This is a genomic window from Alteromonas salexigens (genome assembly GCF_025628895.1).
GTDB classification, from domain to species: Bacteria; Pseudomonadota; Gammaproteobacteria; order Enterobacterales; family Alteromonadaceae; genus Alteromonas; species Alteromonas salexigens.
The window spans coordinates 698,385-724,283 of record NZ_JAOTJC010000006.1 but is presented as its reverse complement, the minus strand read 5'-3'; the positions used below and the strand labels follow the sequence as shown (position 1 = coordinate 724,283).

Sequence of the window (25,899 nt, the reverse complement as noted above, 5' to 3'; positions counted from 1 at the left end):
CTACAATGCCAGCTTCCGTGTGTAACCAAATTTCTCCAAACGCGGTTAACAGCAATTTCATGGGATTTTTGAAAGCGAAACTAGAGACTGGCTGTCTGGCTAGGTATACTGGGCGCACAATATTTCAGTAGGTGTGTGTCCATTGAGTCTTCCCCGAGTCGCTCCCCAACAAAGTGTATCTTCGCAGTATCAGCGCTATCTTGAGGACGTAAACGCTGCCTCATTTACCGGTGATATTGAGTACAGCTACGGAAGCCGGTTGGCAGTGGCCACAGATAACTCGGTGTATCAGAAACTGCCACAGGCGGTAGTATTTCCGCGCTCCACAGAAGACTTACAATGTCTGACCAGACTGGCGAATAACCATCCTGAGGTAAAATTTTCGGCGCGTGGTGGCGGTACGGGCACGAACGGACAAAGTCTTACCGATGGTATCGTGGTAGATACATCTCGCTACATGAACCAGATCCTTGAGATTAACCTGGAAGAGCGGTGGGTGAGGGTGCAGTCCGGGGTGGTTAAAGATCAGCTTAATGATGCGTTGCGTCCCCACGGTTATTTCTTTTCGCCTGACTTGTCTACCAGCAACCGGGCCACGATTGGCGGTATGATAAGTACCGATGCATCCGGTCAGGGCTCGTTGGTATATGGCAAAACCAGTGATCATGTTCTGGGGCTTACTTCTGTACTGGCAAACGGCGAAGTGTTAGACACCCACCCGTTGTCACTGGATGAAGCACAAGCGCTTAGCGCGCAGGACGATACGCTGAGCGCCATATTAAAGCAGGTCATCGCCACAGCCGTAGGCAAACGGGAAGAAATTCTGGCTAAGTTCCCTCGTATGAACCGCTTTCTCACCGGCTACGATCTAGAGCATGCGTTTAACGCAGATAACCAGACCATTGATATCAGCCGCCTGATAGCTGGGTCAGAAGGATCCTTAGCGATGGTGGCAGAAGCGAAGCTGTCTCTCACCCCTATCGCCACCCATAAAGCGCTGGTGAATATTAAATACGACTCTTTCGAAGCGGCACTGCGGCATGCGCCCGCCATGGTAGCGGCAAACGCCACCTCCGTTGAAACCGTTGATAGCAAAGTACTCAACCTGGCAAAAACCGACATCATCTGGCACTCCATCGCTGATCTCATCACCGACGTGCCTGACAAAACCCTGTTGGGTTTGAATATGGTGGAGTACAACAGCAATGACGAAAACGAAATTAAATCGCGGATTGCGCAGCTGGAGGACGAGTTAACGGCTGCTGCAAAATCTGGAGACAGTGGTGTCATCGGCTATCAGGTAACGTTCGATAAACAAGACATTAGCCGCATTTACGCTATGCGTAAGAAAGCCGTGGGATTGCTGGGCAAAACGGAAGGAAGTAAAAAGCCTATCGCCTTTGCGGAAGATACGGCAGTACCGCCTGAAAATCTGGCTGATTTTATTATGGCGTTTCGTGATTTACTGGACAGCCATGGATTACAGTACGGCATGTTCGGTCATGTAGACGCGGGAGTTCTCCATGTAAGGCCTGCATTGGATTTATGTGATGTGGAGCAGGAGCAGCTCATGCACACACTGTCTGATCAGGTAGTGGCGCTGGTGGCGAAATACGGCGGTTTAATGTGGGGCGAGCATGGCAAAGGCTTCCGCAGTGAGTATGGTCCGGAGTTTTTTGGACAGTCACTGTTTACTGAACTGCGCAAGATTAAGACGGCTTTCGATCCGCACAACAAAATGAACCCGGGAAAAATCTGTACGCCGCTGGAAAGCAACGCGCAATTGGTGAAAGTCAGTGATACCAAACGGGCTACCTATGACAGAACAATTCCAGTGGCATTTAAAACAGCCTTCGCTCCGGCCATGGAGTGTAATGGTAACGGCCTGTGTTTTAATTATGACACTACGTCACCCATGTGCCCCTCCAGTAAAATAACCCGGGATCGGCGTCATAGCCCGAAAGGGCGGGCGGGCCTGATACGGGAATGGATTCGCTTGCTGGGTGAGTCTGGCATTCGAACCGATAAGCTCAGCGCCGAGCAGTTTCGCACGTCCTGGTGGCAACGGTTTAAAAATAGCCGGTCATCTGAAGCGGACTTTTCTCATGAAGTGTTGGAGGCAATGAATGGGTGTCTTGCATGTAAATCGTGTTCGAGTCAGTGTCCGGTAAAGGTGGATGTCCCGGAATTTCGGGCGACATTTTTGTCTATTTATTACCAGCGCTACCTGCGACCGGCCAAAGATTATATGGTGGCCAATATTGAGCGGTTAGCGCCCTGGCTGGCAACTATGCCCCGGGTCACCAACTTCTTTTTAAAGCAGCCGTTAATGGCGAAGTTTATTGAAAAGGCGCTCGGATATGTGGATACGCCGCTGCTGTCTACGCCCACACTCAAACAGCAAGCCGCCAGCGTCACCGAATCGTTCGATTTAGAGAAGCTGAAAGGGTTGTCGGCAGAGCAACGGCAAAACTATGTGCTGATAGTGCAGGACCCTTTTACCAGCTATTACGACGCACAGGTTGTGGCTGACCTGGCCCGTCTGGCTCGCGCCCTGGGTAAAACGCCGGTGTTGCTGCCGTTCAAGCCTAATGGTAAGCCTGAGCACGTAAAAGGGTTTCTGTCCCGGTTTGCTCAAACCGCCTCGTCCACATCTGCTTTTCTTAATGACATCGCCACTACGGACATTCCCATGGTGGGCGCCGACGCCTCGCTGGTATTATGTTATCGTGACGAATATAAGAAAGCCCTGGGCGAGCGACGCGGCAGCTTTAACGTACTGACGGTACACGAATGGCTGGCGCTTATTCCCGAGTCTGTCTGGCAGGGCCTGACTAAAAGAGAACAGCAAGCACCGCTGGCATTGTTCAGCCATTGCACGGAAAAAACCGCCTTGCCTACATCAGAAAAGCAATGGCAGCAGATTTTCGCTAATGTTAACCAGCCGTTAGAGATTATCAGCGTGGGCTGTTGTGGCATGGCAGGCACCTATGGGCACGAAGCCGATCAAAAGGCCAAGTCGCTGGGAATATATTCCTTGAGCTGGGAGCAGGCAGTAGGTAAGTTCAAACCAGAGCAAATTCTGGCTACAGGCTACTCGTGTCGCAGTCAGGTGGCGCGAATTGAAGCATTTAAGCCTCGCCACCCGCTCCAGGCTTTATTAACAATCATAACTACAAAATAATAAGAGAAAAGCATGAGTGAACAACAAGTACCTGAACCTATGACGCAGGAAGAGCGCACCGCCTGGGTGCGAGAGCAATTTCAACGGGCGAACAAACACCTGGCTGAAAACGGCGTGTTATACGACTCGGTCATAACCTCTGAAAGCCGTTATCTGGTTCCCTATGTGGCGTTATGGAAAATTAAAGCGCTGGATAACAAGCAATACTGGGTAATGAGCGGCGACTTGCCTGTCGATTTTACTTTGTCGGACAATGCAGCGACTGCCCGGGATGCAATCAAGTTTTTTGCCATGCACTGGCAGCTCAAAGCAGAAAATATCCGTCAGGGGCAGGGGAGCGACGACACGCAACTGGCGTTTGCCAACTTATTGCAAAGCCGGGCTGAGAGTCTCTTCAGTATGCAAGCGGAAGACCAGTTATGGCAGCAGTGAGAAATCTCACTGCTTAATGCATATGGGTCACGTCGGGTAGGGTGAACTGGTTTACGGAGCAGGCCATTTTCTGGCGGGGAATGCCGGCCTCCATAAAAACCGGCCCGTTCGGCGTGAATCCCAGCTTCTGATGATAGTTCACGCTATCAAGGTCGCAACTTACGTGCACTAATGGCACATTATGTTGCTTTGCCAGCGTTACCAGCGCGGTGAATAGCTGTCGGTACACGGGTAAAGTGCGGAATTTTCGTTTAACCGCAATACGGCCAATTTCACCGCTTTGGGTTAATCGGCCTGTCGCAATGGGGTTATCCTCATTGTCTACAATGAGGATGTGAAATGCCGTGGCGTCGTGCTCGTCAAATTCGGCCTCCCGCGGGAGGCGCCATTCCAGCACGAAAACGTGCTCGCGTAACTTTGCTAGTCGATCTTTACCTCTCAACCAATCGACGTTTTCTACTCGAAACGTCATGAATCTCACCGTTATCCTGTACCTGATGGCCCGTGATTGTGGTGCTAAAAGGGGCCGGTTTAGTCATCGTGATCCCATAAAACCCAATATCTCTTATTTATCAGTGTAGTCAGGATTTCCAGTTCTGCAAAAGATTTTATTCGCTGGTACATGGCAAGATCGAGCAAGGCTCCATCCAGAAGCTCTTTAAATACACAATCATATTGGCGTGAAACGGCAAAGCGCTCACCATTTACGTAAAACGAAAACTCGGAAGCTGAGTCTTCATCGCAGAATAAAGGTCGGCACCCCGCGGCTAACCCGAAGCTGGTACCGGCATCCAGATGTTGACGTAGCGTATCCACCGTCAAAAGTTCATCGGGTACATCCACTGGCAGATGTTGATCTGACAGCAGTCGTAACAAAGCCTCATCGAAAGCTTCGCTGTGAATGGCGTCGATAAGTTGCTCTTTCAACACGGTTAAGGTGTGCAGTGGCACGCTGGCCGGATGCACAGCACGGGCGAGTGTCGGGTCTGTGTAACGTGTTACTGGCAGCTGGCAGCTATCCAGGGCGTCGGTTAGGCATTGAGTAATGTCGGCGGTAGTAGGCGCACGAAAGCCCACCGAGTAGGTGAGACTATCTTTAATGGTTACGCCTTCGTGAGGCCAGCCGGGGGGAATATACAACACATCACCTGGCTGCAGCTCTACCTCAAAGTGTGTGGGAAAGCTGCTTAACTGTCGTAACGAAGGGTGGGGAAACACTTCCTGGTAGTTGCCAGGCGGACCAACCCGCCAGCGACGCTTGCCTTTGCCCTGCACCAGAAAAACATCATATTGATCCACATGCGAGCCGACTCCGGCGCCCGCCACCGCAAAGCTCACCATGACATCGTCAACGCGCCAGTTGGGAATAAACCGGAATGCCTCTGTCAGCCCGTCCACCTCGGCAATATACTTGTCCACGTCCTGCACAAGCAGCGTCCAGTGACCCTGGCAGGGTTCACTAAAGTCATCAAACGGCCCTTGGTCAAGATGCCAGTTACCATTCACTTCGCGGATTATTCGGCTGTCAACGTCGTCTTCCTGTGCTAAGCCCGCTAAATCATGCTCATCTAAAGGGTCGTCAAAATCAGGGTAGAAATTACGTAGTACCACCGGCGATTTTTGCCAGTGATCCTGAAGGAATTGGTCAGCAGAAAAAGTCATAAAAAAATATCTGGAGAAATCAGGCTGCATTATGGCGGCAATTGCCCAGTGCATCAATGGCAGCCGCGGTGAATTGCCATGCTCTCGCCGGCCCGTTGGGCAGGAATACCGCCCGCCGTTTCAGGTTAAAGGGCAGGGGCGGTAACGTGTGGTAGGCGCTGTCACTTAATAATACCCGGTTGGGTTCACAGAGCTGTTCCAGCATGGACGCCAGGTTGACGGTGCGCCCCCAGATATCGAAAGAAGAGCGCTGATTTCCAATGACTCCTGCCCTTACTGGTCCTGCTGCAACGCCTATACGAATATTGACCGGAATGTCTGTATTCGCTGCCACGTATTCACAGTCATGTAGCAGTCCCCGCGCAAAGCTAAGCATTTGTCGGGTAAGTGTCGTCGTTTGTTCTTCGGGCAAGCCTGTAAGCTCAGGAGAAATGGCGGCCATGTACTCGTCGCCATTGGTTTTTATTCGTCTTATGCCGGCATGTAGTGCCCGTTCATCGAAGCGTCGGTATAGGGTATGTAATAAAGCAAACACGCCTTCATCACCGAGCTGATCGGTGAGTTGCCGGAAACCGGTAAGATCGGCAAACAACACCACACACGAGTCCATCGGCCGGGACTGTCCTGGTTCACAGGTGTTGCCCCGGGTGGTTAAAAAAGGGGGTAACAGCGCGGACAGCTGCGCCTGCAGGGCTTGCTGCCGGCTAGCCATACTTTGCCAGCGTCGCGACGTGTGGGTTTGCAGACAATGTAAGATGAGCAGGCTGGCTACAGCCAGCAACACCGTATTGCTAATAGTAACTATGTGGTAAAGCCCGTGGGAGGTCTCAATGTGGCGTATCCTCAGCGCCACAAACACGCTAGCAAACGTTACTGCCCACACCCGCTGGGGCAGACGCTCTGAATTTCGAAAAAAGAAGCCGCAGGTTACGCTGCCTAACAGTAAAAAGTATGGGATGGCCAATCCCGCCGGCCAGATAAGCGTGGCCCATGTTATGAAGGTGAGAAAACCAGTTAGCAGCAAGTCACGAGCAGGACGCCACAGCTGTCTGACGCAGAGCCAGTATGTCACCCCCAGAGCGGCACAATGCACAGATAAATTGAAGAGCGCTAAAGGGGTACTGGCGAGTAGCAGGTAAACGGCAAAGGGGAGTTGCAGGAACAAACAAATCAGCACCAGTCGGGTAGTGGCCTGTATCTGATTGAGAATATGGCGTTCGGTGGCACTGCGTGCCGGTGATTGGTACATGATAGCTCCGGTAGTGCCCAGGCTGGACATCTACCGGAAGTGTACCGGGAAGTTAGTCAGCTAATAACTGATCTACCAGCCGGATTGCCTGGCCGATATAGGTGGCTGGCGACAAAGCTTTGAGCTCGTCTTTCGCTGCTTCTGGCATATCGAGCGCATCGATGAAGGCGGCAATAGCCTGGGCATTGACGCGTTTGCCCCGGGTTAATTCCTTCAGCTTCTCGTAAGGCTTTTCAATGCCGTAACGGCGCATCACTGTCTGAATAGGCTCGGCAAGCAACTCCCAGTTGCTGTCCAGCTCGTTTAACAGGCTTTGCTCGTTGACTTCCAGCTTGCTCACGCCTTTCAGAGTGGCCTGATAGGCAATGACGGCGTAGCCCACGCCCACACCCAGGTTACGTAGTACAGTTGAGTCGGTCAGGTCGCGCTGCCACCGTGAAACAGGCAGTTTGGCAGCCAGATGATCAAAAATCGCATTGGCCAGCCCCAGGTTACCTTCGGAATTCTCAAAGTCTATGGGGTTCACCTTGTGCGGCATGGTGGATGAACCAATTTCACCGGCGACGGTTTTCTGCTTAAAGTGGCCCAGCGCAATGTAGCCCCAGATATCCCGGTCAAAATCAATCAGGATAGTATTAAAGCGCGCCACGGCGTCGAATAACTCGGCAATGTAGTCATGGGGCTCAATTTGCGTGGTGTAAGCGTTCCAGGTCAGTCCCAGGCTGCTGACGAACGCTTCTGAGGTCGCATGCCAGTCGATGTTTGGGTAGGCCGATAAATGGGCATTGTAATTACCCACCGCACCGTTAATTTTGCCCAGCAAAGGCACTGCGGCAATTTGCTCGCGCTGACGTTGTAAGCGTACTACCACGTTGGCCATCTCTTTACCCATGGTAGTGGGCGAGGCCGGCTGACCGTGGGTACGGGCCATCATAGGCACAGTTTTATATTTTCTGGCCAGGTTCGTAATAGCGTCAATCAGTTCATCACAGTAGCGGAGTAACACCTCGTCCCGGGCCTCTCGTAACATCAGTCCATGGGATAGGTTGTTGATGTCTTCTGAGGTGCAGGCAAAGTGAATAAATTCGCTGATGGCATTCAGTTCGCTGTTATCGGCGACCTGTTCTTTCAGGAAGTATTCCACGGCTTTGACGTCGTGGTTAGTCGTACGCTCGATTTCTTTTATGCGCATGGCATCGTCCACCGAGAAGTTGGCGACGATATCATTGAGCAACTGGTTTGACTGGTTACTGAAGGCAGGAACTTCTGCAATCTGGTCGTGTTCGGCCAGCATTTGCAGCCAGCGTACCTCTACCTGCACCCGGTATTTCAGCAATCCGTACTCACTGAAAATACTGCGTAATGCTTCACTTTTGCCAGCGTAGCGACCATCGACAGGGGAAATTGCGGTCAACTGAGTCAGTTCCACCTTTAGCTCCTCAACTAATTGATTAATCTGAGCGCTTGGGTTGCGCTATGTAAAATGTGTTTGCGTTTAAACAGGATCTGACGGCGGCGGCCGCCCATCTGGCGCCACATAACAGCGGATCTCACGCCGGCCAGTAACAGTGCGCGCACCCGGTGCTGATGCACCGGCTGGCCAAGGTAATCGGGATTGCCGGCGACCTGGATCCGGGGGGCAAGGGGACTGATTACATCAGAATAAATACTGGCCAGCGACGAGGCAATCTGCACGTTATCAAACTCTACATGAGCCAGTTGCCGCTGCACGTGAGAAATACGTTCACCCAGCTCACTCAGCGCGGCAGGCTTTTTCGCAAGTTTGCGTTCCAGGCCCAGAATACTGGCGATGTAACGGGTAAGCTCGGTGTCTTTGGCCGCAGGTTTGTCTGACAATTGAGTAACCAAGGTGCGGTAACCTACTTTCAGGTTACTCAGCTGCCCATACACATGTTGCGGGGTTTCCGGGTCGGTCACCAGAATACTGGAGAGCGAGGCTTCACACGCCTCTTTGTCTACCGTACCTTTGCGTGCCAGCTGCTGTACCAGTGTGGCTGCCTGACACACCCCGGCAAGCGCCAGGGTTTGTTCAATTTCTGGCTCTAGCATCAGCGGATATAACTCTCAATAATGCCGCCGCCCAGGCAGACTTCATCCTGGTAGAATACAGCTGACTGGCCCGGGGTCACGGCTTTTTGCGGCTCATCAAAAATCACTTCCACCTCGTCATTTCCACGCGGGGTGATAGTGCAGGGGATGTCCTGTTGACGATAACGGGTTTTTACCACGGCTTTAACCGGGGTATTCAGTGGCGTTCGGTCCACCCAGTGTAATTGCTTGGCCACCAGACCGTCTGAATACAGGCGAGGATGGTCGGCGCCCTGACCGACAATCAGTACGTTACGCTCGACGTCTTTATCTACCACGTACCAGGGATCATCGCCGAAATCTTTCAGTCCACCGATATGCAGGCCTTTGCGCTGACCCAGGGTGTGGTACATCAGACCCTCATGGGTACCGATTTCTTCGCCTTCGGCGGTTTCTATTTTGCCTGGCTGAGCGGGCAGGTATTGCGACAGAAAGTCTTTAAACTTGCGCTCACCAATAAAGCAAATCCCGGTAGAGTCTTTTTTATCCGCAGTCACCAGGTCTTGCTGTTCAGCTATTTTGCGTACCAGTGGCTTCTCAAGTTCCCCTACCGGAAACAGCGTTTTGGCGATGTGCTCTTCACCCAGCGTATAAAGGAAATAACTTTGGTCTTTGTTGTTATCTAGGCCACGCAGCATTTGCCAGTGGTCGTCCTGATGCCGGCGACGCACGTAATGGCCCGTGGCGATGTAGTCAGCACCCAGGTCTTCGGCAGCAAATTCAAGGAATGCTTTAAACTTAATTTCCTTGTTACACATGATATCGGGGTTTGGGGTGCGGCCCGCTTTATATTCAGCCAGAAAATATTCGAAAACGTTGTCCCAGTACTCCGCGGCAAAATTGATGGTATGCAGCTCAATACCCAGTTTATCGGCTACCGCCTGCGCATCCTGCAAATCTTCGGCAGCCGCACAGTATTCATCATTATCGTCTTCTTCCCAGTTCTTCATGAACAGGCCTTCCACCTGATAGCCCTGCTCTTTCAACAGGTAGGCTGAGACGGAAGAATCCACACCGCCGGACATGCCGACGATCACTTTTTTGCTGGCTGGGGAGGCTGATTCAGACACCGTTTGCTCTAATCTCTCTGGTTGCTGTAGTTAAGGCCGCGGATTTTATCAGAAAGCCTTGCCCGTTTCACGATCAATACAGCTATGGCTTATACCTCATTGCAGTCGTAAGCAATGTGAAGCAGAGCAGCTTAACAAGTCGCTCAGACCCTTACAGCGGGACGGTGAGATACTGACCATTATCAATACCATCAATGGTCCAGCTGCCTACCCGGTAGCGAATTAAACGCAGGGTAGGGTGACCCACTTTCGCCGTCATGCGGCGTACCTGGCGGTTTCTGCCTTCGGTAATAGTGATCGACAGCCAGGAAGTAGGAATAGACTGGCGAAATCTGACTGGCGGGTAGCGATCCCACACCGGTGGCGGGTCGATACGCTTCACCTTGGCTGGCAGGGTCATGCCGTCTTTTAATTCCACACCCCGAGCAAGGCTGTTCACTGCCGCATAATTAGGCTCGCCTTCCACCTGAACCCAGTAGGTTTTACTGGTTTTGGCTTCCGGGTGGGCGAGTTTATGTTGTAGCTTGCCGTCATTGGTGAGCACCAGCAGGCCTTCTGAGTCACGGTCGAGTCTGCCAGCAGCATACACGTCCGGGACATCAATAAAGTCTTTCAGTGTTTGGCGGCCCTCGCCGTCAGTAAACTGAGACAATACCTGAAAAGGTTTGTTGAACAATACGATACAGGGAGATGCCATGGTGTTTACCTGATTACTTCATAGAGCAGTCTAGTATAACAAGGTTGCACTGTTCGTGCTTGCAGTAAGCGGCGGGATTTTGCACCGTTCCTGACTAATCTTGACGCAAACGTAAAGTGATCCCTCCACTTACAGCAATGGTATGACTTGTAACTGCTCTAATCGACCCTATACTATTGTGCGCGACGCGTTTGTGTATGCGCAGCCTGACTGCTGTTCGTCTTTCTTTGCCCTGGTTCGTTAATACGGCATTGATACGCGGTAAGTCTGGCGTTTGAGAACCTTACACAGATCCGGCAACCCGGCTTAACAACGGGTACCCGGCACACAGGCGTAGTTATTGGATAACGCGCGAATGGACTTAATTCAGGTAGTCAGCTACCGACAACATTGAGGTATATAATGACCAAAGCCAAGTCGAAAATCATCTACACCAAAACTGACGAAGCGCCCATGCTGGCGACATACTCGTTTCTTCCGATTATCAAAACCTTCGCTGGTGCCGCTGACATCGACGTAGAACTCAGTGATATCTCATTGGCCGGTCGTATTCTGGCAAATTTCCCCGACTTCCTGAAAGACGACCAAAAAGTCGCGGATGCGCTGACCGAGCTGGGTGACTACACCCAAAACCCAAATGCGAATATTATCAAATTACCGAATATCAGTGCGTCAATTCCACAATTACGTGCTGCTATTAAAGAACTGAATGCCGCCGGGTATGATGTGCCCGCGTTTCCGGAAGACCCGCAAACCGATGAAGAGAAAGAAATCCGCGAGCGTTATGGCAAAATCCTCGGCAGTGCGGTAAATCCGGTATTGCGTGAAGGTAACTCAGATCGCCGCGCCCCCATTGCCGTGAAAAATTATGTCCGCAAACACCCTCATAGCATGGGCGAGTGGAGCCAGGCCTCGCGCTCACACGTAGCACACATGCGTGGCGGTGACTTTTTCTCCAGCGAAAAGTCTACTACCGTGCCTAACGACACTGCTGTTAGCATTGAATTTACCGGTAAAGACGGCTCCAAAAAGACCCTGAAGCCGAAAGTCAGCCTGTTGGCGGGTGAAGTTATCGATGGCATGTTCATGAGCAAAAAAGCGCTGTGTGAATTCTTCGAAGAACAAATTGAAGATGCGAAGAACACGGGCACATTGTTCTCATTGCACGTAAAAGCCACCATGATGAAGGTGTCGCACCCCATCGTATTTGGTCACTGTGTCAAAGTATTTTATAAGCAACTGTTTGATAAGCACGGTGAGCTGTTTGAAGAGCTGGGCGTAAATCCGAATAACGGTCTGGGCAGTGTCTACGATAAAATTGCCTCGTTACCGGAGTCGCAACGCTCTGAAATTCAACGTGATATTAACGCTTGTTATGCAGACCGTCCGCCCATCGCGATGGTAAATTCTGATAAAGGTATTTCAAATCTGCATGTGCCCAGCGACGTTATCGTTGATGCCTCGATGCCTGCCATGATCCGTAATTCAGGGCAAATGTGGGGACCGGATGGAAAACCACACGACACCAAAGCGGTTATTCCGGAAAGTACCTACGCGACGATTTACCAGGAAGCGATCAACTTCTGTAAAACTCACGGTGCCTTTGACCCGACTACGATGGGAACAGTACCGAACGTGGGCCTGATGGCGCAAAAAGCGGAAGAGTATGGCTCGCACGACAAAACCTTTGAAATCGAAGCCGATGGTACCGTACAAATTGTCGATCAGGACGGCACTGTGCTGATTGAGCATGATGTAGAAGAGGGCGATATCTGGCGCATGTGTCAGACCAAGGACGCGCCAATTCAGGACTGGGTGAAACTGGCAGTGACCCGTGCCCGTCAGTCGGGTATGCCGGCTATCTTCTGGCTTGATGATGAACGTGCCCATGACCGTCAGCTGATTGAAAAAGTGAATGAGTACCTGAAAGACCACGATACTAACGGCCTGGATATTGAAATCATGTCGCCGGTACGCGCTATTCGCTACAGCATGGAGCGGGCAATTCGTGGCCTGGATACAATTTCTGTTACCGGTAACGTACTGCGTGACTACCTGACTGACCTGTTCCCGATCCTGGAGCTGGGTACCAGTGCGAAAATGCTTTCAATCGTGCCACTGATGGCCGGTGGTGGTCTGTATGAAACCGGTGCCGGTGGATCTGCACCTAAACACGTACAGCAGTTTGTTGAAGAAGGGCATCTGCGTTGGGATTCACTGGGTGAGTTCCTGGCGCTGGCAGTGTCGCTGGAAGATGCTGCGCTGAAGCACGATAACCCGCGTGCGAGAATTATCGGACAAGCGCTGGATCGGGCGACGGAAACCTTGCTGAATAACGGCAAATCGCCACAGCGTAAAGCGGGGCAGCTGGACAACCGCGGTAGTCACGTGTATCTGGCCATGTACTGGGCGAAAGAAGTGATTGATCAGACAGAAGATAAAGAACTGGCTGATTTGTTCCGTCCTATGTACGAGCAGTTGTCTGAGAACATCGACACCATTATGGCTGAAATCGATGCTACTCAGGGTAAGCCGCAGGATATCGGCGGTTACTACTACCCGGATACTGAAAAACTGGCTAAGGCGATGTCACCAAGTGCAACTCTGCATAAGGTGCTTAGCGCCTAACGCTTAGTGACTGACTAAAAAAGCCCGGCATTCCAAGTGCCGGGCTTTTTTGTGTGAGACGGGCGGGATTCTTATCCGCATAAAAAAGGCCCACTACTGACTGTACTGCAGTAATAGACCCTTTTGTTGACTCGATAACAGATTATCGAATTAACGTTCTGGCTCTTCTATAAAACCGATATTTTCTGCGTGTAGCCCTTTGGGGCCTTGTTGGACGTCAAATGTGACCTCCTGACCTGCTTTTAATGACCGGTAACCTTCCATCTGGATTGTAGAGTAATGCGCGAAAATGTCTTCGCCACCATCTTCAGGAACGATAAATCCGAAACCCTTTGCGTTGTTAAACCATTTAACTTTGCCAACCGCCATACTTCGACTTCCTCTTAATCCTTGAACTCACACTTGTATGCCCCCACAATAAAGGTTAGGGCACAATGGTATGTGCGTCACTTCACATGACCATAATCAAACTGTAGATATTTTAACCACCTTATGTCAAGGCCATTTTGCGTAATTTCTTTAAATTGTAAAAATTCCGCGACATTGCTGCTGAAGGCACTATCATTAAATTATGAGTAAAGACAACGCGATCGGTATAGAGAAGGAAAAACAGAAAGACGCGGTTCGCAAGAAGGCGCAACCGCCCCCGATGTACAAAGTATTACTGAATAATGACGACTACACGCCAATGGATTTCGTGGTCGAAGTACTCATGCATTTTTTTAATTTGGATGCTGAGAAGGCCAATCAAGTCATGCTGACCGTACATTACCATGGTAAAGCGGTTTGCGGCATATTCACTGCAGAGATTGCAGAGACGAAAGTGATGCAGGTCAATCAGTACGCACGTAAGCATCATCATCCGCTTATGTGCACCATGGAGCAGGCGTAAGTCAACCAGTAGAGGGCGAGCGATATGTTGAATAAAGAATTAGAGCAAACATTGAACGAGGCGTTTGTGTTTGCCCGTGAGCACCGCCATGAGTTTATGACGGTAGAGCACCTGCTCCTGGCATTATTGGATAACTCCGCTGCCCGGGATGCGTTGAAAGCGTGTGGCGCGAACATCGATGCCATTAAAAGTGAACTGATAGAGTTCGTCAAAGACACCACACCATTGATCCTGGAAGACCAGGCGAACGAGCGTGAGACACAACCCACCCTAGGTTTTCAGCGTGTGTTGCAACGGGCGGTCTTTCACGTGCAATCATCGGGTAAAGACGAAGTGACCGGTGCCAATGTGTTGGTGGCCATTTTCTCCGAGCAGGAATCCCAGGCTGTCTATATCCTTAAGAAAGCTGATGTGACCCGCCTGGATGTAGTGAATTACATCAGTCACGGTGTCAGTAAAGTGGATGATGAAGAGTCTGCTGCCCCTGAGGTGAATGAAGAAAATGCCGAAGGTGATGAAAACAGTTCGGCGTTGAGCAAATACGCCACTGATTTAAATAAGCAGGCCCAGGATGGCAAGATCGATCCACTCATTGGCCGGGATTCTGAGCTTGAGCGCACTATTCAGATCCTGTGTCGGCGCCGTAAAAATAACCCGCTGTTAGTGGGTGAAGCCGGCGTGGGTAAAACTGCCATTGCAGAAGGGTTAGCCTACCGGATTGTTAATAACGACGTGCCTGATGTAATAGCCGACAGTACAGTCTACTCTTTAGATCTGGGCGGCCTACTCGCCGGCACCAAATACCGGGGTGATTTTGAGAAGCGCCTGAAAGCCATTTTACGTGAGCTGGGCAAAGACAAAGATGCGATTCTGTTTATTGATGAAATTCATACCATCATAGGCGCCGGAGCAGCGTCTGGTGGTGTGATGGATGCGTCTAACCTGCTGAAGCCTAAGCTGAGCAGTGGCGAATTGCGCTGCATTGGCTCGACCACGTATCAGGAATATCAGGGTATTTTTGAAAAGGACCGTGCCCTGGCGCGCCGCTTCCAGAAAGTGGATATTACAGAACCCAGCGTCAGCGATACCACCAAAATTCTGCAAGGTCTGAAATCGCGCTATGAAGAACACCACAGTGTCCGGTTTACACAGAAAGCCTTGCAGGCAGCGGCAGAGCTTTCTGCCAAGTACATTAATGAACGGCACTTACCAGACAAAGCCATTGATGTGATGGACGAGGCTGGCGCCAGCCAGCGCCTGCTACCGCAGTCGAAGCGTAAGAAAACGATTAATGTAACCGATATTGAGCAAATCATTGCGAAGATGGCCCGCATCCCCGAGAAGTCGGTATCTGCGTCAGACAAAGAAGTGCTGAAGAATCTGTCTCGCAACCTGAAAATGGTGGTGTTCGGACAGGATGATGCTATCGAGAACCTGACCGATTCAATTCACTTGTCCCGCTCAGGGCTGGGGGCGGAAGAAAAGCCTATTGGCAGCTTCCTGTTTGCCGGTCCTACCGGGGTAGGTAAAACCGAAGTGACCCAGCAACTGGCAAAAATTATGGGTGTTGAGCTGGTGCGCTTTGATATGTCTGAGTACATGGAGAGGCATGCGGTTAGTCGCCTAATTGGTGCGCCCCCGGGCTATGTAGGTTTCGATCAGGGGGGCTTGCTTACCGATGCGGTAATTAAAAACCCGTATTCGGTGGTGCTGCTTGATGAGATTGAAAAGGCGCACAGCGATATCTACAACATTCTGTTGCAGGTGATGGACCACGGCACGCTGACCGATAATAACGGCCGTAAAGTCGATTTCCGTAACGTGGTGCTGGTAATGACCACCAATGCCGGTGTGCAGGAAACGGTGCGTAAATCTATTGGCTTTAAGCAGCAGGATCACAGCCATGATGCCCTGAGTGAAATTAATAAGGTGTTTTCACCGGAATTCCGCAACCGGCTGGACGGTATCATTTGGTTCAATCACCTGGACTCAGAGATTATTCTGCAAGTTGTGGACAAGTTCATTATCGAGCTCCAGGCTCAGCTGGACGTGAAAGGGGTGTCACTGGAGGTGACCTCTGCCGCCCGTGCTTATCTGGCCGAGAAAGGCTATGACAAAGCCATGGGGGCACGTCCAATGGCTCGCCTTATTAAGCATGAAATCAAGAAGGAGCTGGCCAACGAACTGCTCTTTGGTGAGCTTAACAAAGGCGGTAGCGTGAAAGTGCATATGAAGGACGATAAGCTGAAGTTTACTTACGCGGGAGTAAATGCAGAAAAAGCAGAGACGCAGTCAAACTGATTGCGTCTCTTTCAGCAAGACACAAAAAAGCCCGATATTATATCGGGCTTTTTTTGTAGCGGGGACCGCTGTCTGGCGAATTATCTTGCACGGTACACGATACGGCCTTTAGTCAGGTCGTACGGTGTCATCTCTACCGTTACTTTGTCACCGGTCAAGATCCGGATGTAGTTTTTACGCATTTTGCCGGAGATGTGTGCGGTCACCACGTGACCGTTCTCAAGCTCAACGCGGAACATCGTGTTAGGAAGGGTATCCAGTACCGTTCCTTCCATTTCAATACAATCTTCTTTCGCCATGTAAAGCAGTTACCTCAAATAAGTCAAAATTTTTGCCGCGCAGACAGTAACCAATCTACACCTCAGTGTAAAGCAATTACCGATTTTTTTTGTCAACGCGATGCCATTGGTGGTGCCGAAAACGCTCGTGTGGGAAAAAATCCGCCTTGTACGCCATTTTCTGGCAGCTGTCGACCTGATAACCAAGGTAAACGTATTTCATCCCTTGTTCCTGCGCATGATGAATTTGTTGCAGTATCATCCAGGTGCCCAGAGACGCGTGCCCGTAGTCGGGGTTAAAAAACGTGTACAGCGCTGACATTGCACAGCTTGTGCTGTCGTCTAATACGTCGCAAACCGCCACTGCGATCAACGTCTCGCCATCATATGCCTCAACGAAAGCCGGGGGGTTCCAGGTGCAATGGATAAAGCCTTCAAATTGCTCTGGTGACGGCGGATACATGGTCCCGTCGGCGTGACGTTCGTTAATATAGCGCGCATACAAGGGATAATAATCAGTACCGGCCGTGCGGGTAAATACCGAGCGTAGCGCGGCATTTTTCTTTAATAATCTACGCTGACTTCGGGAAGGCTGAAACTCAGATACCGGCAGTCGAATAGATTCACAGGCCTGGCATAGCGGGCAGTGGGGACGGTATATCTGGTCGCCACTGCGGCGGAATCCTGCCTGAATTAACTGAGCGTAACGTCGCCCCAGCTCCGTCTCCTCTTCAGCAAAGACCAGCAACTGCTCCTGTTGATCCGCGAGGTAGCTGCACGCTGCCGGCTGAGTGATGCCAAACCTCATGGGGTAATGTCCTGTTTGGACCAACACTCCTGGTATGACGCCCGCAGGCTACCCGTTTCGTCCAGGGTCTCGTCATGCTGGTGAAGGCGATCGAGAAACTCGCTGCGAGGCAAAGTAGTGGCGCCCAGTGATGCCAGGTGGTCCGTGGGTAACTGACAGTCAATGAATGCCAGTTTATGCGCACGCATATGCTGTACCAACGCCAGCATAGCCAGCTTGGAGGTATTCGCTTTGCGGTGAAACATGGACTCGCCACAAAATACCTCGCCAATGGCAACGCCGTACAAGCCGCCCACCAGGGTGGTGTCTTCCCACACCTCCACTGAGTGGGCCAGGCCTGCATGGTGCAGGTTTGTGTAGGCTTGCTGCATATCGTCTGTGATCCAGGTGTCGGCGCTGATTTCGTCACTGCCCGGATGTTTACGGGGAATGGACGCACAGGCTCTGATGACCTGCGAGAAATCGTAGTTAAGCGTTATGCGATAAAGATGTTTTGCTGCCAGCTTGCGCAGGCTGCGACTTGCGTAAAACGCGTCTAAGGGAATGATAGACCGTGGATCCGGAGACCACCACAATATTGGTTCGTCTTCGCCAAACCAGGGAAAAATACCGTTACTGTAAGCATTGAATAACCGGTTTACATCGAGGGTACCTCCGAATGCCAATAAGCCATTGGGCTCTTCCAGCGCAGTGTTCACATTGGGGAAGGGGGTAGATTCGTGAAGATACGGCAACTCGATCATGGTAGTAAACGGTATGACTGACGATATAAAAAGGCGGGCTTAGGCCCGCCAACCAAACTTATTGTTCCATCTTCAGGCCGTCAAGATACTTTTCAGCATCCAGTGCGGCCATACAACCGGTGCCGGCTGAGGTGATGGCCTGCCGGTATACGTGGTCGCTGACGTCACCCGCGGCGTACACACCTTCTACGCTGGTCTGGGTAGCATTACCCTGTAACCCACTGTTGACCACGATATAGCCATCTTTCATTTCAAGCTGACCCTGGAAAATATCGGTATTGGGTTTATGGCCAATGGCAATGAACAAGCCCATGATATCCAGCTCTTCAGTATTGCTGCTGTCGGTGTCCTTGATGCGGATCTTGGTCACGCCCATCTCATCGCCGATGACCTCATCCAGTGTCCGGTTGAGGTGCAGCGTCACGTTGCCGTTTTCTGCTTTATCCCGCAGGCGTTGCGCAAGAATTTTTTCACTGCGGAATTCATCGCGACGGTGAATAACGTGAACTTCAGAGGCAATATTCGACAGGTAAAGGGCTTCTTCCACCGCAGTATTACCGCCGCCTACAACAGCAACTTTTTGGTTACGATAAAAGAATCCGTCACAGGTGGCACATGCTGATACCCCTTTGCCCATGAAGGCCTGTTCAGATTCCATACCCAGGTATTTCGCCGATGCGCCCGTGGCAATAATCAGCGCGTCACAGGTATAGGTGCCGTTGTCGCCATACAGAGTAAACGGACGCTTAGTCAGGTCGGTTTTATTAATATGGTCGAAAATAATCTCAGTATTAAATTTCTCGGCATGTTTCTGCATTCTGACCATCAGGTCCGGGCCGGTAAGGCCTTCAGGATCGCCCGGCCAGTTTTCTACTTCGGTGGTGGTTGTCAGCTGGCCACCTTGCTGGATCCCGGTCAGCAGCACGGGCTCCAGGTTAGCACGGGCCGCATACACGGCCGCAGAATAACCTGCCGGGCCTGAACCTAAAATAAGAAGACGAACGTGTCTGCTCTCTGACATTATTAACTCCAAAAATCTTCATTGCCACTGTGGCAAAATAATACGACTAACAGGCAAGGTTGGGGCAAAATCAACAGATTCAATCGCTACACCAGCCAGGCTGAAAAAATTTGTGCCTATGATGCCTTTTACCACGGCCATTGTCACTCTTCACTAAGAGTGAGCTTTAACTTGTTTTGGTCAGTATTATAGAAAAACAGTATACTGTTAGTAGAACCGAAGCAGACGACCTGCTGAGGTAAAGCGCAGTAGTGGGGTGAATCATGGCACAATCAGTATTTTCACTGTTTCGTGACGGGCAGGAGTACATGCATACCTGGCCGGTGAAAAAAGAATTGTACGCGCATTTTCCCGAATGCCGGGTGGTAACGGCCACTCAGCTGGCCGTAAAAGCAATGCCACCGCTGGCGGTGTTAGCGTGCGTGACCTTATTTAACACCCTGGGTGCTGAATTCATGCCACAGATCATTACGGTGGGGCTGTTTTTTTTGAGTTTACCCCTGCAAGGGCTGATGTGGCTCGGCCACCGGTCTAATCAGTTACTTCCGCCACAGCTAAAACACTGGTATCAGGAAATTCACGGCAAAATGCGTAGTCAGGGATGTGCCGTGCAGACACTGAAAGCCCGCCCCCGCTATATGGAGCTGGCAACGCTATTGAAAACAGCGTTCAGTGATCTCGACAGAATGTATACCCGCAGCTGGTTTTAAATGGTTTAAGACCCGCTGGAAGCGGCGTTTAGACTATACCGTCGTGCCGCTGGTCACCAGCGCTATTGCGTTATGCAGGTCGGCCAATTCCGCTGGCTTGGTGATATGCAGGTTAAATCCTGCTTGCTCCGCTTTTTTCACGAAAGCCGTTTCCCCATAGCCAGACAAGGCTACCATCGGTAGCTGTGCCGTCAGCTCAGATTTACGTAATTGCCGGGCTACCGCAAAGCCGTCCAGCCCGGGTAATCCAATATCGCAGATAATTAGGTCTGGTGGGACCGCAGTGGCTTTTTGTACGCCTTCCAGGCCGTCAGACGCCCACACCACATCATGGCCTTTGAGCTGTAACAGCAAACTCATTGCCGTGGCGGTATCTTCATCGTCTTCAATGATGAGTATCCGACAGGGCGGAAGCACAGGGTGCAGCTCTTCTGGTAACACCTGAGATTCACCGGGCGCCTGGATAATCGGTAAGGTGATTTTTACCCTGGTCCCTTTGCCCCTTCCTTCACTGTGTAGCGAGGCCGTACCGCCATGCAGGGATACCATCCCTTTTACCAACGATAAACCAATGCCCAGCCCTCCTAGCTCTCTGTCCAGCGGTTGCGCCGCCTGAGTGAATGGTTCAAAAATATCTGCGCAGTCTTCATTGTTAATACCCACACCGGTATCAATGACTTCAATGATGGCCTGCGTTTCACTAACAGACAGGGCAAGTTCAATCGTTTCGCCCTGGGGGGTGAATTTGAGCGCGTTGTTTAACAGATTTTGTAAAATCTGTACTAGCCTGTCCCTGTCGCCATTTACCCAGGCATCCTCTGCCAGGATGCTGAGGTGAGTGTGAATGCCGGCATCTGAAAAAATTTGCTGGTAGTCATCCCATACCGTCGTGGCCAGCGCGATCAGGTCGAGATTTTCTTTTTCAACTTCCAGCTTGCCGTTGGCTACCCGCGAAACATCCAGCATTTCATTGACGAGGCGTTTGATGTGACGAACCTGGCGCTCAATCACTCCTAACGGGGCCTGTGAGCCTTCCGCATCTGGAGGGGATAACCGCATTGCCTGGGTCGCATAGCTGATAGGGGTTAATGGTGTACGTAATTCATGGGCCAGCATGGTCATAAACTGGTTCTTGCGGGTGTCCAGCAATTCCAGTCGGGCGGCGCGCTCTCTTAATTGCGCCTCCATACGCTGACGCACAGTCACATCGTGAAAGACTGTGATGACACCCTCTGACACGCCGTTAACGCTAATTTCCGCGCTGTTTAACTCCACAGGCACCGCCTTGCCATGTTTGCTCAGTAAGTGAGTGGCAACGCCTGATATAGCAACATTGCTCCCTGGCTGAGTACCATCTAGCGGGCAAAAGACGTGGTCGTGTTCATCGCATAGAGCAAAAACAGAAGCTGCCGGCTCACCTAGGGCTTCTTCCTGGCTCCAGCCGGTGAGTTTTTCAGCAACAGGGTTTAAATAATCAATATTGCCCTGCGTGTCGGTGATGAGCACGCCTTCAGCAATACTGGACAGTGTTGCCTGTAAAAAAGTGCTTTTTTTAAGCAGCTCAGCCTGCATCTCTTTACGACGGGTTATTTCCCGGTTGAGTCGCTCGAGCTTAGCCTGCAGGCTTAAAAACCGCACATTGGACTGGCGCTTATTTTGAAAGCGGAGAAACAGCGTTTTGTTAGTATTTTGGTCGCCGGAGGATAATACCGCGCCGTAGCATGTCTGACTATTGGTAGTGGCCCGGATGACTGCTGTGCCCATTAATGGTTGGGAACTACGGGAACAGGCGCGCAGATAGTCTTTGAACTTACTGAGTCCCTCAGGGACGATTAAGGAAAGCAGATTCTGATTTTGCAGATTATTGGTTGCGAGTAATTCCGTGGCGGCCTCATTAGCTAGCAGGATCTCGCCGTCTGTTGCGATTATCACCGCCGGGTAAGGCTGTAACTGAAGAAGACGTGCGTACTGCTGTGCATCTGTCATTGGTCATTCTGCCCGGTAATATTCAATACCTGGTTGAGTGTCTGTATCCTTGGTGGGCGTTAGGTGTACGGAGACCCGACACTGGGGAGAGCCAGTAGCAATCGTCTCTTGCAACTCCACCCGGGCATAGCCGAGGTTTTCGGCAGCGATGGTACCAAACACATTAGAGGTCATCATGCACATAGAGGGGCGGTCTTTCACTTTATCTTCAAAGGGACACCGGCGGTTGCCCAATACAATTTTTGTATCGTCTTCCTCAATAACAAAAAAATCGCCTTTGATCCTGCGCTTCAGGTCTACCAGTACATCACTGACCTGTTCGCGGCTAAGTGAATCGAGGTTTAGTCCATTCAGGTACTGTCGATTTAAATCTTCGCCAACTCGCTGACCAACCACACTGATAAAGCCAGAGGCATCATCAATGCCCACTACGTCTTCCAGCGTGCCTGCAAGATGATGGATAAGCCCACGCAGAAAAACATCGCGCTCCAGGGGCAGTTGTAATACGGGTATACGGTTATCGTTCGCCATTTGCGCCCCTTAAAGCATCGGTATTACAAAACATTGTAACGTGTAGAGTAATACTAGTCTGTGTTTACTCAAACCGGAAGTGAATTGGGGGTGCCGGGTCCATGGGAAACAAAACAGCTACACTGGTCTAACGATTTTTTCTTTGAAATAGGCGGTTGGAATACTTGATGGGTATTGCGTTAGGGAAAAGGGCAGGAACTAACTAATAAAATAAACAAAGGGAATACGACCGACCCGCTCAGTGCAGAACGGGTCGGTGAAGATATTTTATCTCAGGCAATCAGGCTGACAGAGCCTCGCGGTTATCTCGCAATGCCTCCTGGCGGTGGGCCAGGAATTCTTCATAGGTGCCGTCGAAATGGGTGAGCTGCTGCTCACGTACTTCAATTACCTGCGTGGCCAGAGAGGAGACGAATTCCCGATCGTGACTGACAAAAATAACGGTGCCGTCAAACTTGAATAGCGCGTTATTCAACGCCTCGATAGATTCCATATCAAGGTGGTTGGTCGGCTCGTCCATGACCAGCACGTTGATATCCTGAAGCATCAGCTTTCCGAATAACAGGCGGTTCTTCTCACCACCGGAACAAACCCGTACTTTCTTGTTAAAGTCATCGGAGGAGAATAACAGGCGACCCAGCATGCCTTTAACCTGTAAATCGTCGTGTTTTGGCAACCGCCACTGTGACATCCAGTCAAACAGTGTGAGATCGCAGTCAAATTCGGCGGAACTGTCCTGAGGAATATAACCAATAGCGGCGTTTTCTGCCCACTTCACGGAACCTTCAGACGGGGCTAAATCATCGACCAGACACTTGAGCAGGGTAGTTTTGCCTGCCCCGTTTTCGCCGATTATGGCCAGTCGCGAGCCAGCTTCAAGAAGCAGGTTTGCGTTATCAAATAACGGCACCCCGGGATAGCTGTGTCCCAGGTCTTCCAGGGTCACGGCAAGGCGATGAAGTTTTTTATGTTGCTTAAACTGGATGAAGGGTTTGCGGCGACTGGAAGCCTTTACTTCCGTCAGCTCAATTTTCTCCAAACGTCTGGCGCGGGACGTGGCCTGTTTTGCTTTTGATGCATTTGCTGAAAAGCGGGCCACAAACGATTGCAGCTCTTCAATTTCAGCGGACTTTTTGGCATTTTCCTGGTGCAATTGCTCTTGTGCCAGCATTGCCGCTTCTACGTATGCATCATAATTACCCGGGTAAACACGTAGCTCGCCATAGTCGATGTCGGCCATGTGGGTACATACGGAGTTCAAAAAATGACGATCGTGGGAAATAATCAACATGGTGGATTTGCGCTTGTTCAGCTCTTCCGCCAGCCAGTTGATTGTGTAGATATCCAGGTTGTTGGTGGGCTCATCGAGTAACAGAATATCCGGCTCTGCAAAAAGCGCCTGCGCTAACAGCACACGTACTTTCTTACCCGGTGCTACTTCTTTCATTAACCCAAAATGGTATGACTCATCAATACTGGCCGCGATCAGGATATCGCCTGCCCGGGCCTCTGCCGTGTAGCCGTCCATTTCGGCGAACCGGGTTTCAAGTTCAGCCACGCGCATGCCATCTTCTTCACTCATATCCGGCTTGCTGTAGATTTCATCCCGCTCGCGTTTCACTTCCCACAGTTCCCGGTCACCCATGATCACTGTGTCTACCACGCTCATTTCCTCAAAGGCAAACTGATCCTGGCTTAGTACACCCAGTTTGGTGCCCGGCGACATCGACACGTTACCTGCGGTGGGAGTAAGCTCCCCGCTGAGAATTTTCATAAAGGTAGACTTGCCGCAACCATTAGCGCCAATGAGGCCGTAACGGTTACCGTTGCCAAATTTGGCAGAAATGTTTTCAAACAAAGGCGACGAGCCAAATTGCATCGTAATGTTGGCAGTGGTGATCAAAGTAATAGGTATCCAGCGGGTCGGTGATAAGACAGCGGGCGAAATAGGAATCACGCCAGCGGGCGCGCAATATAAAGAAATCGTTAGCGAGAGTCGAGGAAAATTTCGCCTTTTTTGTATGGAGCTGGATGGAATTATTGACGGTGTCGGGAGTCAGGAAGACCAGCAGGGTGGGGCACACCCTGCTGCAATAAACCTTTAAAACTGCTCAGATTATCACCTGGCGTTAGTTTCAGGCATCAGATCGTTACGCAATGCCCACACATTTTCATGGGTGTGGGTGAAATGAGAGGCCCAGCGTTTCATCGTTTCTTTGGCTTTGTCTTTATCCTTCATGTGCTTTGCCAACATTTCCATAAAAGACGTTTCTGGCTTGGCCATGGCTGACCAGCTCTCATAAGGAATGGCAATCATAACCTGATTCTCCCCGCTGACACTGTAGCCAATGCCCCAGTGATAGGGCCATTTTTCAGCCTTGGCTGCATCGGAGAGAATTTTTATATCGTTACTCACCGCGCTACCATGCCCGGGCTTGATGGTATGCGTGGTAACCCACACATAATTGTACTTCACATCCGGGCCCCAGTGACTGTTGTCAGTATCCATGTAAGACAGATGGTGGCCATAGTGTGCCACATGCTTACCGGCATTGGCCTCCCAGTGTTCCATTACGTTAGATGACTGAACCCAGTCTCTGTAGCTGTCCATGTCTTCCCAGGTAATGCCGCCGGCTCTGACTAGCAACCGGTTGAGGTCATCACCGAATACGGGCGAGTATACCTTCCAGTTACGTGGGTCATTATTTTCCTGCCGGTGTTTTACGTGGGCCTTCATGGCTTTTTCGAGCTGAGGCATAGCATCTGCTTTGGCTGTCATAATCCATGATTCGGCCAGCCATTCTTTGTCTTTCTTACCATGGTGGTCTGCAAGTAACGGTGACGAGACCAGGCCGAGACAAAGAAAGACCACTAAGGGAAAAAGTGATAACCGCTTGTTCATTGTTTTATCCTCTGTGTTGAAAGGTATGAGTTTTCACATCAACCACTGACACCTTAGGTGCCATTACCAACTCACAGATAGTGCGAATGGAGCATAGCAGTAGTGCAGACTTTCTGCCTTGTATAGAAGATATTGTTATAACGACTAAACTTTTTAGTTAGCTATGTAACGGCAGAATTGGTGTATTTCAGGAAGTAGCAGTGGAGGTGCAGGCCACAAGAGAGGTATTGCAGCGCCGACAGACATACCGCTGTCCCCGTAAAACTTTATTGTGACGACGTACGGATAACTGCACGACGTCGCACTGGCACCGATACGGGTACGTGGAAATATTGAGGGGTGCCAGATCAAACTGGTGGGTAGTGGTGGCCGGGGTGTCAAACACGGTTTCCATGACATATTGCCATTGTTCGCCGTGTGGCTTCACCCGCCCATATAACTGCCAGACCAGCAGATGACTAACCTCATGGGGCACCACTTCTGCCAGAAACGCTGATTGGTTAGCGGTAAACAGAGGGCCGTTCAGGTTTATCCTGTTTTGATTAAGAAAGGCCGTACCGGCATTTCTTCCTGAGCGTCGGTAGGTTATCTCTGGAAGAGGAAAGCGGCGCTGAAAATGCTGTTGTGCCTCATTGTACAAGTGTGCCACACGCTGCATGACCGCAGCGCGGGCAGTTTGGGTTACCTGGCTCACTT

The 25,899-nt window shown here is 50.9% G+C and carries 24 protein-coding genes and 1 pseudogene; 7 read left to right on the top strand and 18 right to left on the bottom strand.

Translation table 11 applies throughout. The features are described 5' to 3' along the window. Positions 1 to 142 precede the first annotated feature (142 nt). Both ydiJ and OCL06_RS07285 read left to right on the top strand, forming a co-directional pair. A complete protein-coding gene (gene ydiJ, locus OCL06_RS07290) occupies positions 143 to 3,184 on the top strand; it encodes a D-2-hydroxyglutarate dehydrogenase YdiJ (protein WP_262993071.1) in 3,042 nt (1,013 codons plus the stop codon). 12 nt (positions 3,185 to 3,196) lie between these two features. Further along, a complete protein-coding gene (locus tag OCL06_RS07285) occupies positions 3,197 to 3,616 on the top strand; it encodes a DUF4826 family protein (protein WP_262993070.1) in 420 nt (139 codons plus the stop codon). Positions 3,617 to 3,629: 13 nt separating this feature from the next. On the opposite strand, the gene OCL06_RS07280 is transcribed toward OCL06_RS07285, so the two are convergent. The 7 genes and pseudogenes from OCL06_RS07280 to OCL06_RS07250 form a co-directional block, all read right to left on the bottom strand. Further along, complete coding sequence (locus OCL06_RS07280; protein WP_262993069.1) at positions 3,630 to 4,088, bottom strand: GNAT family N-acetyltransferase; 459 nt, start codon at positions 4,086 to 4,088, stop codon at positions 3,630 to 3,632. A 59-nt stretch (positions 4,089 to 4,147) separates the two neighbouring features. Further along, positions 4,148 to 5,278, bottom strand: a complete 1,131-nt coding sequence (locus OCL06_RS07275) for a cupin domain-containing protein (protein WP_262993068.1) — start codon at positions 5,276 to 5,278, stop codon at positions 4,148 to 4,150. 19 nt (positions 5,279 to 5,297) lie between these two features. Beyond that, positions 5,298 to 6,527: an adenylate/guanylate cyclase domain-containing protein gene (locus tag OCL06_RS07270; RefSeq protein WP_262993067.1), complete on the bottom strand. Its 1,230-nt coding sequence runs from the start codon at positions 6,525 to 6,527 to the stop codon at positions 5,298 to 5,300. Between the two features lie 52 nt (positions 6,528 to 6,579). Next, entirely contained in the window at positions 6,580 to 7,956 is a 1,377-nt protein-coding gene (purB, locus tag OCL06_RS07265) for an adenylosuccinate lyase (protein WP_262993066.1), read from the bottom strand. A 14-nt stretch (positions 7,957 to 7,970) separates the two neighbouring features. Continuing rightward, positions 7,971 to 8,597 carry a high frequency lysogenization protein HflD gene (gene hflD, locus OCL06_RS07260; protein WP_262993065.1) on the bottom strand — a complete coding sequence of 209 codons (627 nt, stop codon included), beginning with the start codon at positions 8,595 to 8,597 and terminating at the stop codon, positions 7,971 to 7,973. After that, a pseudogene (gene mnmA / locus OCL06_RS07255) lies at positions 8,597 to 9,709 on the bottom strand (tRNA 2-thiouridine(34) synthase MnmA); the annotation flags it as partial. The pseudogene mnmA and the gene hflD, both read right to left, overlap by 1 nt. Before the next feature lie 148 nt (positions 9,710 to 9,857). Next, positions 9,858 to 10,403, bottom strand: coding sequence for a pseudouridine synthase (locus OCL06_RS07250; RefSeq protein ID WP_262993064.1), 546 nt, complete (start codon positions 10,401 to 10,403; stop codon positions 9,858 to 9,860). Positions 10,404 to 10,805: 402 nt separating this feature from the next. Here OCL06_RS07250 and OCL06_RS07245 point away from each other — a divergent pair, with 402 nt between their 5' ends. After that, positions 10,806 to 13,031, top strand: coding sequence for an NADP-dependent isocitrate dehydrogenase (locus tag OCL06_RS07245; RefSeq protein WP_262993063.1), 2,226 nt, complete (start codon positions 10,806 to 10,808; stop codon positions 13,029 to 13,031). 150 nt (positions 13,032 to 13,181) lie between these two features. Here the strand turns inward: OCL06_RS07245 and cspD are convergent, their stop codons facing one another. Next, complete coding sequence (gene cspD / locus OCL06_RS07240; RefSeq protein ID WP_262993062.1) at positions 13,182 to 13,400, bottom strand: cold shock domain-containing protein CspD; 219 nt, start codon at positions 13,398 to 13,400, stop codon at positions 13,182 to 13,184. A gap of 202 nt (positions 13,401 to 13,602) precedes the next feature. Here cspD and clpS point away from each other — a divergent pair, with 202 nt between their 5' ends. Both clpS and clpA read left to right on the top strand, forming a co-directional pair. Continuing rightward, on the top strand, positions 13,603 to 13,923 hold the full coding sequence (gene clpS, locus OCL06_RS07235; RefSeq protein ID WP_262993061.1) for an ATP-dependent Clp protease adapter ClpS: 321 nt from the start codon (positions 13,603 to 13,605) through the stop codon (positions 13,921 to 13,923). Between the two features lie 24 nt (positions 13,924 to 13,947). After that, complete coding sequence (clpA, locus tag OCL06_RS07230; RefSeq protein ID WP_262993060.1) at positions 13,948 to 16,224, top strand: ATP-dependent Clp protease ATP-binding subunit ClpA; 2,277 nt, start codon at positions 13,948 to 13,950, stop codon at positions 16,222 to 16,224. Between the two features lie 80 nt (positions 16,225 to 16,304). Here clpA and infA read toward each other — a convergent pair whose 3' ends face one another. From infA to OCL06_RS07205, 5 genes are all read right to left on the bottom strand, one after another. Continuing rightward, a complete protein-coding gene (infA, locus tag OCL06_RS07225; RefSeq protein WP_014949333.1) occupies positions 16,305 to 16,523 on the bottom strand; it encodes a translation initiation factor IF-1 in 219 nt (72 codons plus the stop codon). Between the two features lie 76 nt (positions 16,524 to 16,599). Then, positions 16,600 to 17,310 (bottom strand): arginyltransferase, encoded by a 711-nt coding sequence (locus OCL06_RS07220; protein WP_262993059.1) that lies wholly within the window; start codon positions 17,308 to 17,310, stop codon positions 16,600 to 16,602. Then, positions 17,307 to 18,053, bottom strand: a complete 747-nt coding sequence (gene aat, locus OCL06_RS07215) for a leucyl/phenylalanyl-tRNA--protein transferase (protein ID WP_262993058.1) — start codon at positions 18,051 to 18,053, stop codon at positions 17,307 to 17,309. Before aat ends, OCL06_RS07220 begins: the two co-directional genes overlap by 4 nt. A gap of 58 nt (positions 18,054 to 18,111) precedes the next feature. Next, positions 18,112 to 19,074, bottom strand: a complete 963-nt coding sequence (trxB, locus tag OCL06_RS07210) for a thioredoxin-disulfide reductase (protein WP_262993057.1) — start codon at positions 19,072 to 19,074, stop codon at positions 18,112 to 18,114. An 18-nt stretch (positions 19,075 to 19,092) separates the two neighbouring features. Further along, the gene (locus tag OCL06_RS07205) at positions 19,093 to 19,215 is read right to left on the bottom strand and encodes a hypothetical protein (protein WP_262993056.1); all 123 of its coding nucleotides are present in this window, start codon (positions 19,213 to 19,215) and stop codon (positions 19,093 to 19,095) included. 122 nt (positions 19,216 to 19,337) lie between these two features. On the opposite strand from OCL06_RS07205, the gene yfbV reads away from it, so the two are divergent. Beyond that, a complete protein-coding gene (yfbV, locus tag OCL06_RS07200) occupies positions 19,338 to 19,784 on the top strand; it encodes a terminus macrodomain insulation protein YfbV (protein ID WP_262993055.1) in 447 nt (148 codons plus the stop codon). Between the two features lie 33 nt (positions 19,785 to 19,817). On the opposite strand, the gene OCL06_RS07195 is transcribed toward yfbV, so the two are convergent. The 3 genes from OCL06_RS07195 to OCL06_RS07185 all read right to left on the bottom strand — a co-directional run bounded on the left by OCL06_RS07195 (position 19,818) and on the right by OCL06_RS07185 (position 24,204). Beyond that, positions 19,818 to 21,770, bottom strand: a complete 1,953-nt coding sequence (locus OCL06_RS07195; RefSeq protein ID WP_262993054.1) for a PAS domain-containing hybrid sensor histidine kinase/response regulator — start codon at positions 21,768 to 21,770, stop codon at positions 19,818 to 19,820. A 3-nt stretch (positions 21,771 to 21,773) separates the two neighbouring features. Continuing rightward, positions 21,774 to 22,301, bottom strand: coding sequence for a methanogen output domain 1-containing protein (locus tag OCL06_RS07190; protein ID WP_262993053.1), 528 nt, complete (start codon positions 22,299 to 22,301; stop codon positions 21,774 to 21,776). Positions 22,302 to 22,581: 280 nt separating this feature from the next. Further along, positions 22,582 to 24,204: an ABC-F family ATPase gene (locus OCL06_RS07185; protein WP_262993052.1), complete on the bottom strand. Its 1,623-nt coding sequence runs from the start codon at positions 24,202 to 24,204 to the stop codon at positions 22,582 to 22,584. On the opposite strand from OCL06_RS07185, the gene OCL06_RS07180 reads away from it, so the two are divergent. Next, on the top strand, positions 24,137 to 24,406 hold the full coding sequence (locus OCL06_RS07180; protein ID WP_262993131.1) for a hypothetical protein: 270 nt from the start codon (positions 24,137 to 24,139) through the stop codon (positions 24,404 to 24,406). The two genes, OCL06_RS07185 and OCL06_RS07180, sit on opposite strands and share 68 nt — an antisense overlap. Positions 24,407 to 24,420: 14 nt before the next feature. Here the strand turns inward: OCL06_RS07180 and OCL06_RS07175 are convergent, their stop codons facing one another. Both OCL06_RS07175 and OCL06_RS07170 read right to left on the bottom strand, forming a co-directional pair. Next, complete coding sequence (locus tag OCL06_RS07175; protein WP_262993051.1) at positions 24,421 to 25,203, bottom strand: hypothetical protein; 783 nt, start codon at positions 25,201 to 25,203, stop codon at positions 24,421 to 24,423. Between the two features lie 187 nt (positions 25,204 to 25,390). Then, the gene (locus OCL06_RS07170) at positions 25,391 to 25,897 is read right to left on the bottom strand and encodes a SprT family zinc-dependent metalloprotease (protein ID WP_262993050.1); all 507 of its coding nucleotides are present in this window, start codon (positions 25,895 to 25,897) and stop codon (positions 25,391 to 25,393) included. Positions 25,898 to 25,899: the final 2 nt, after the last annotated feature.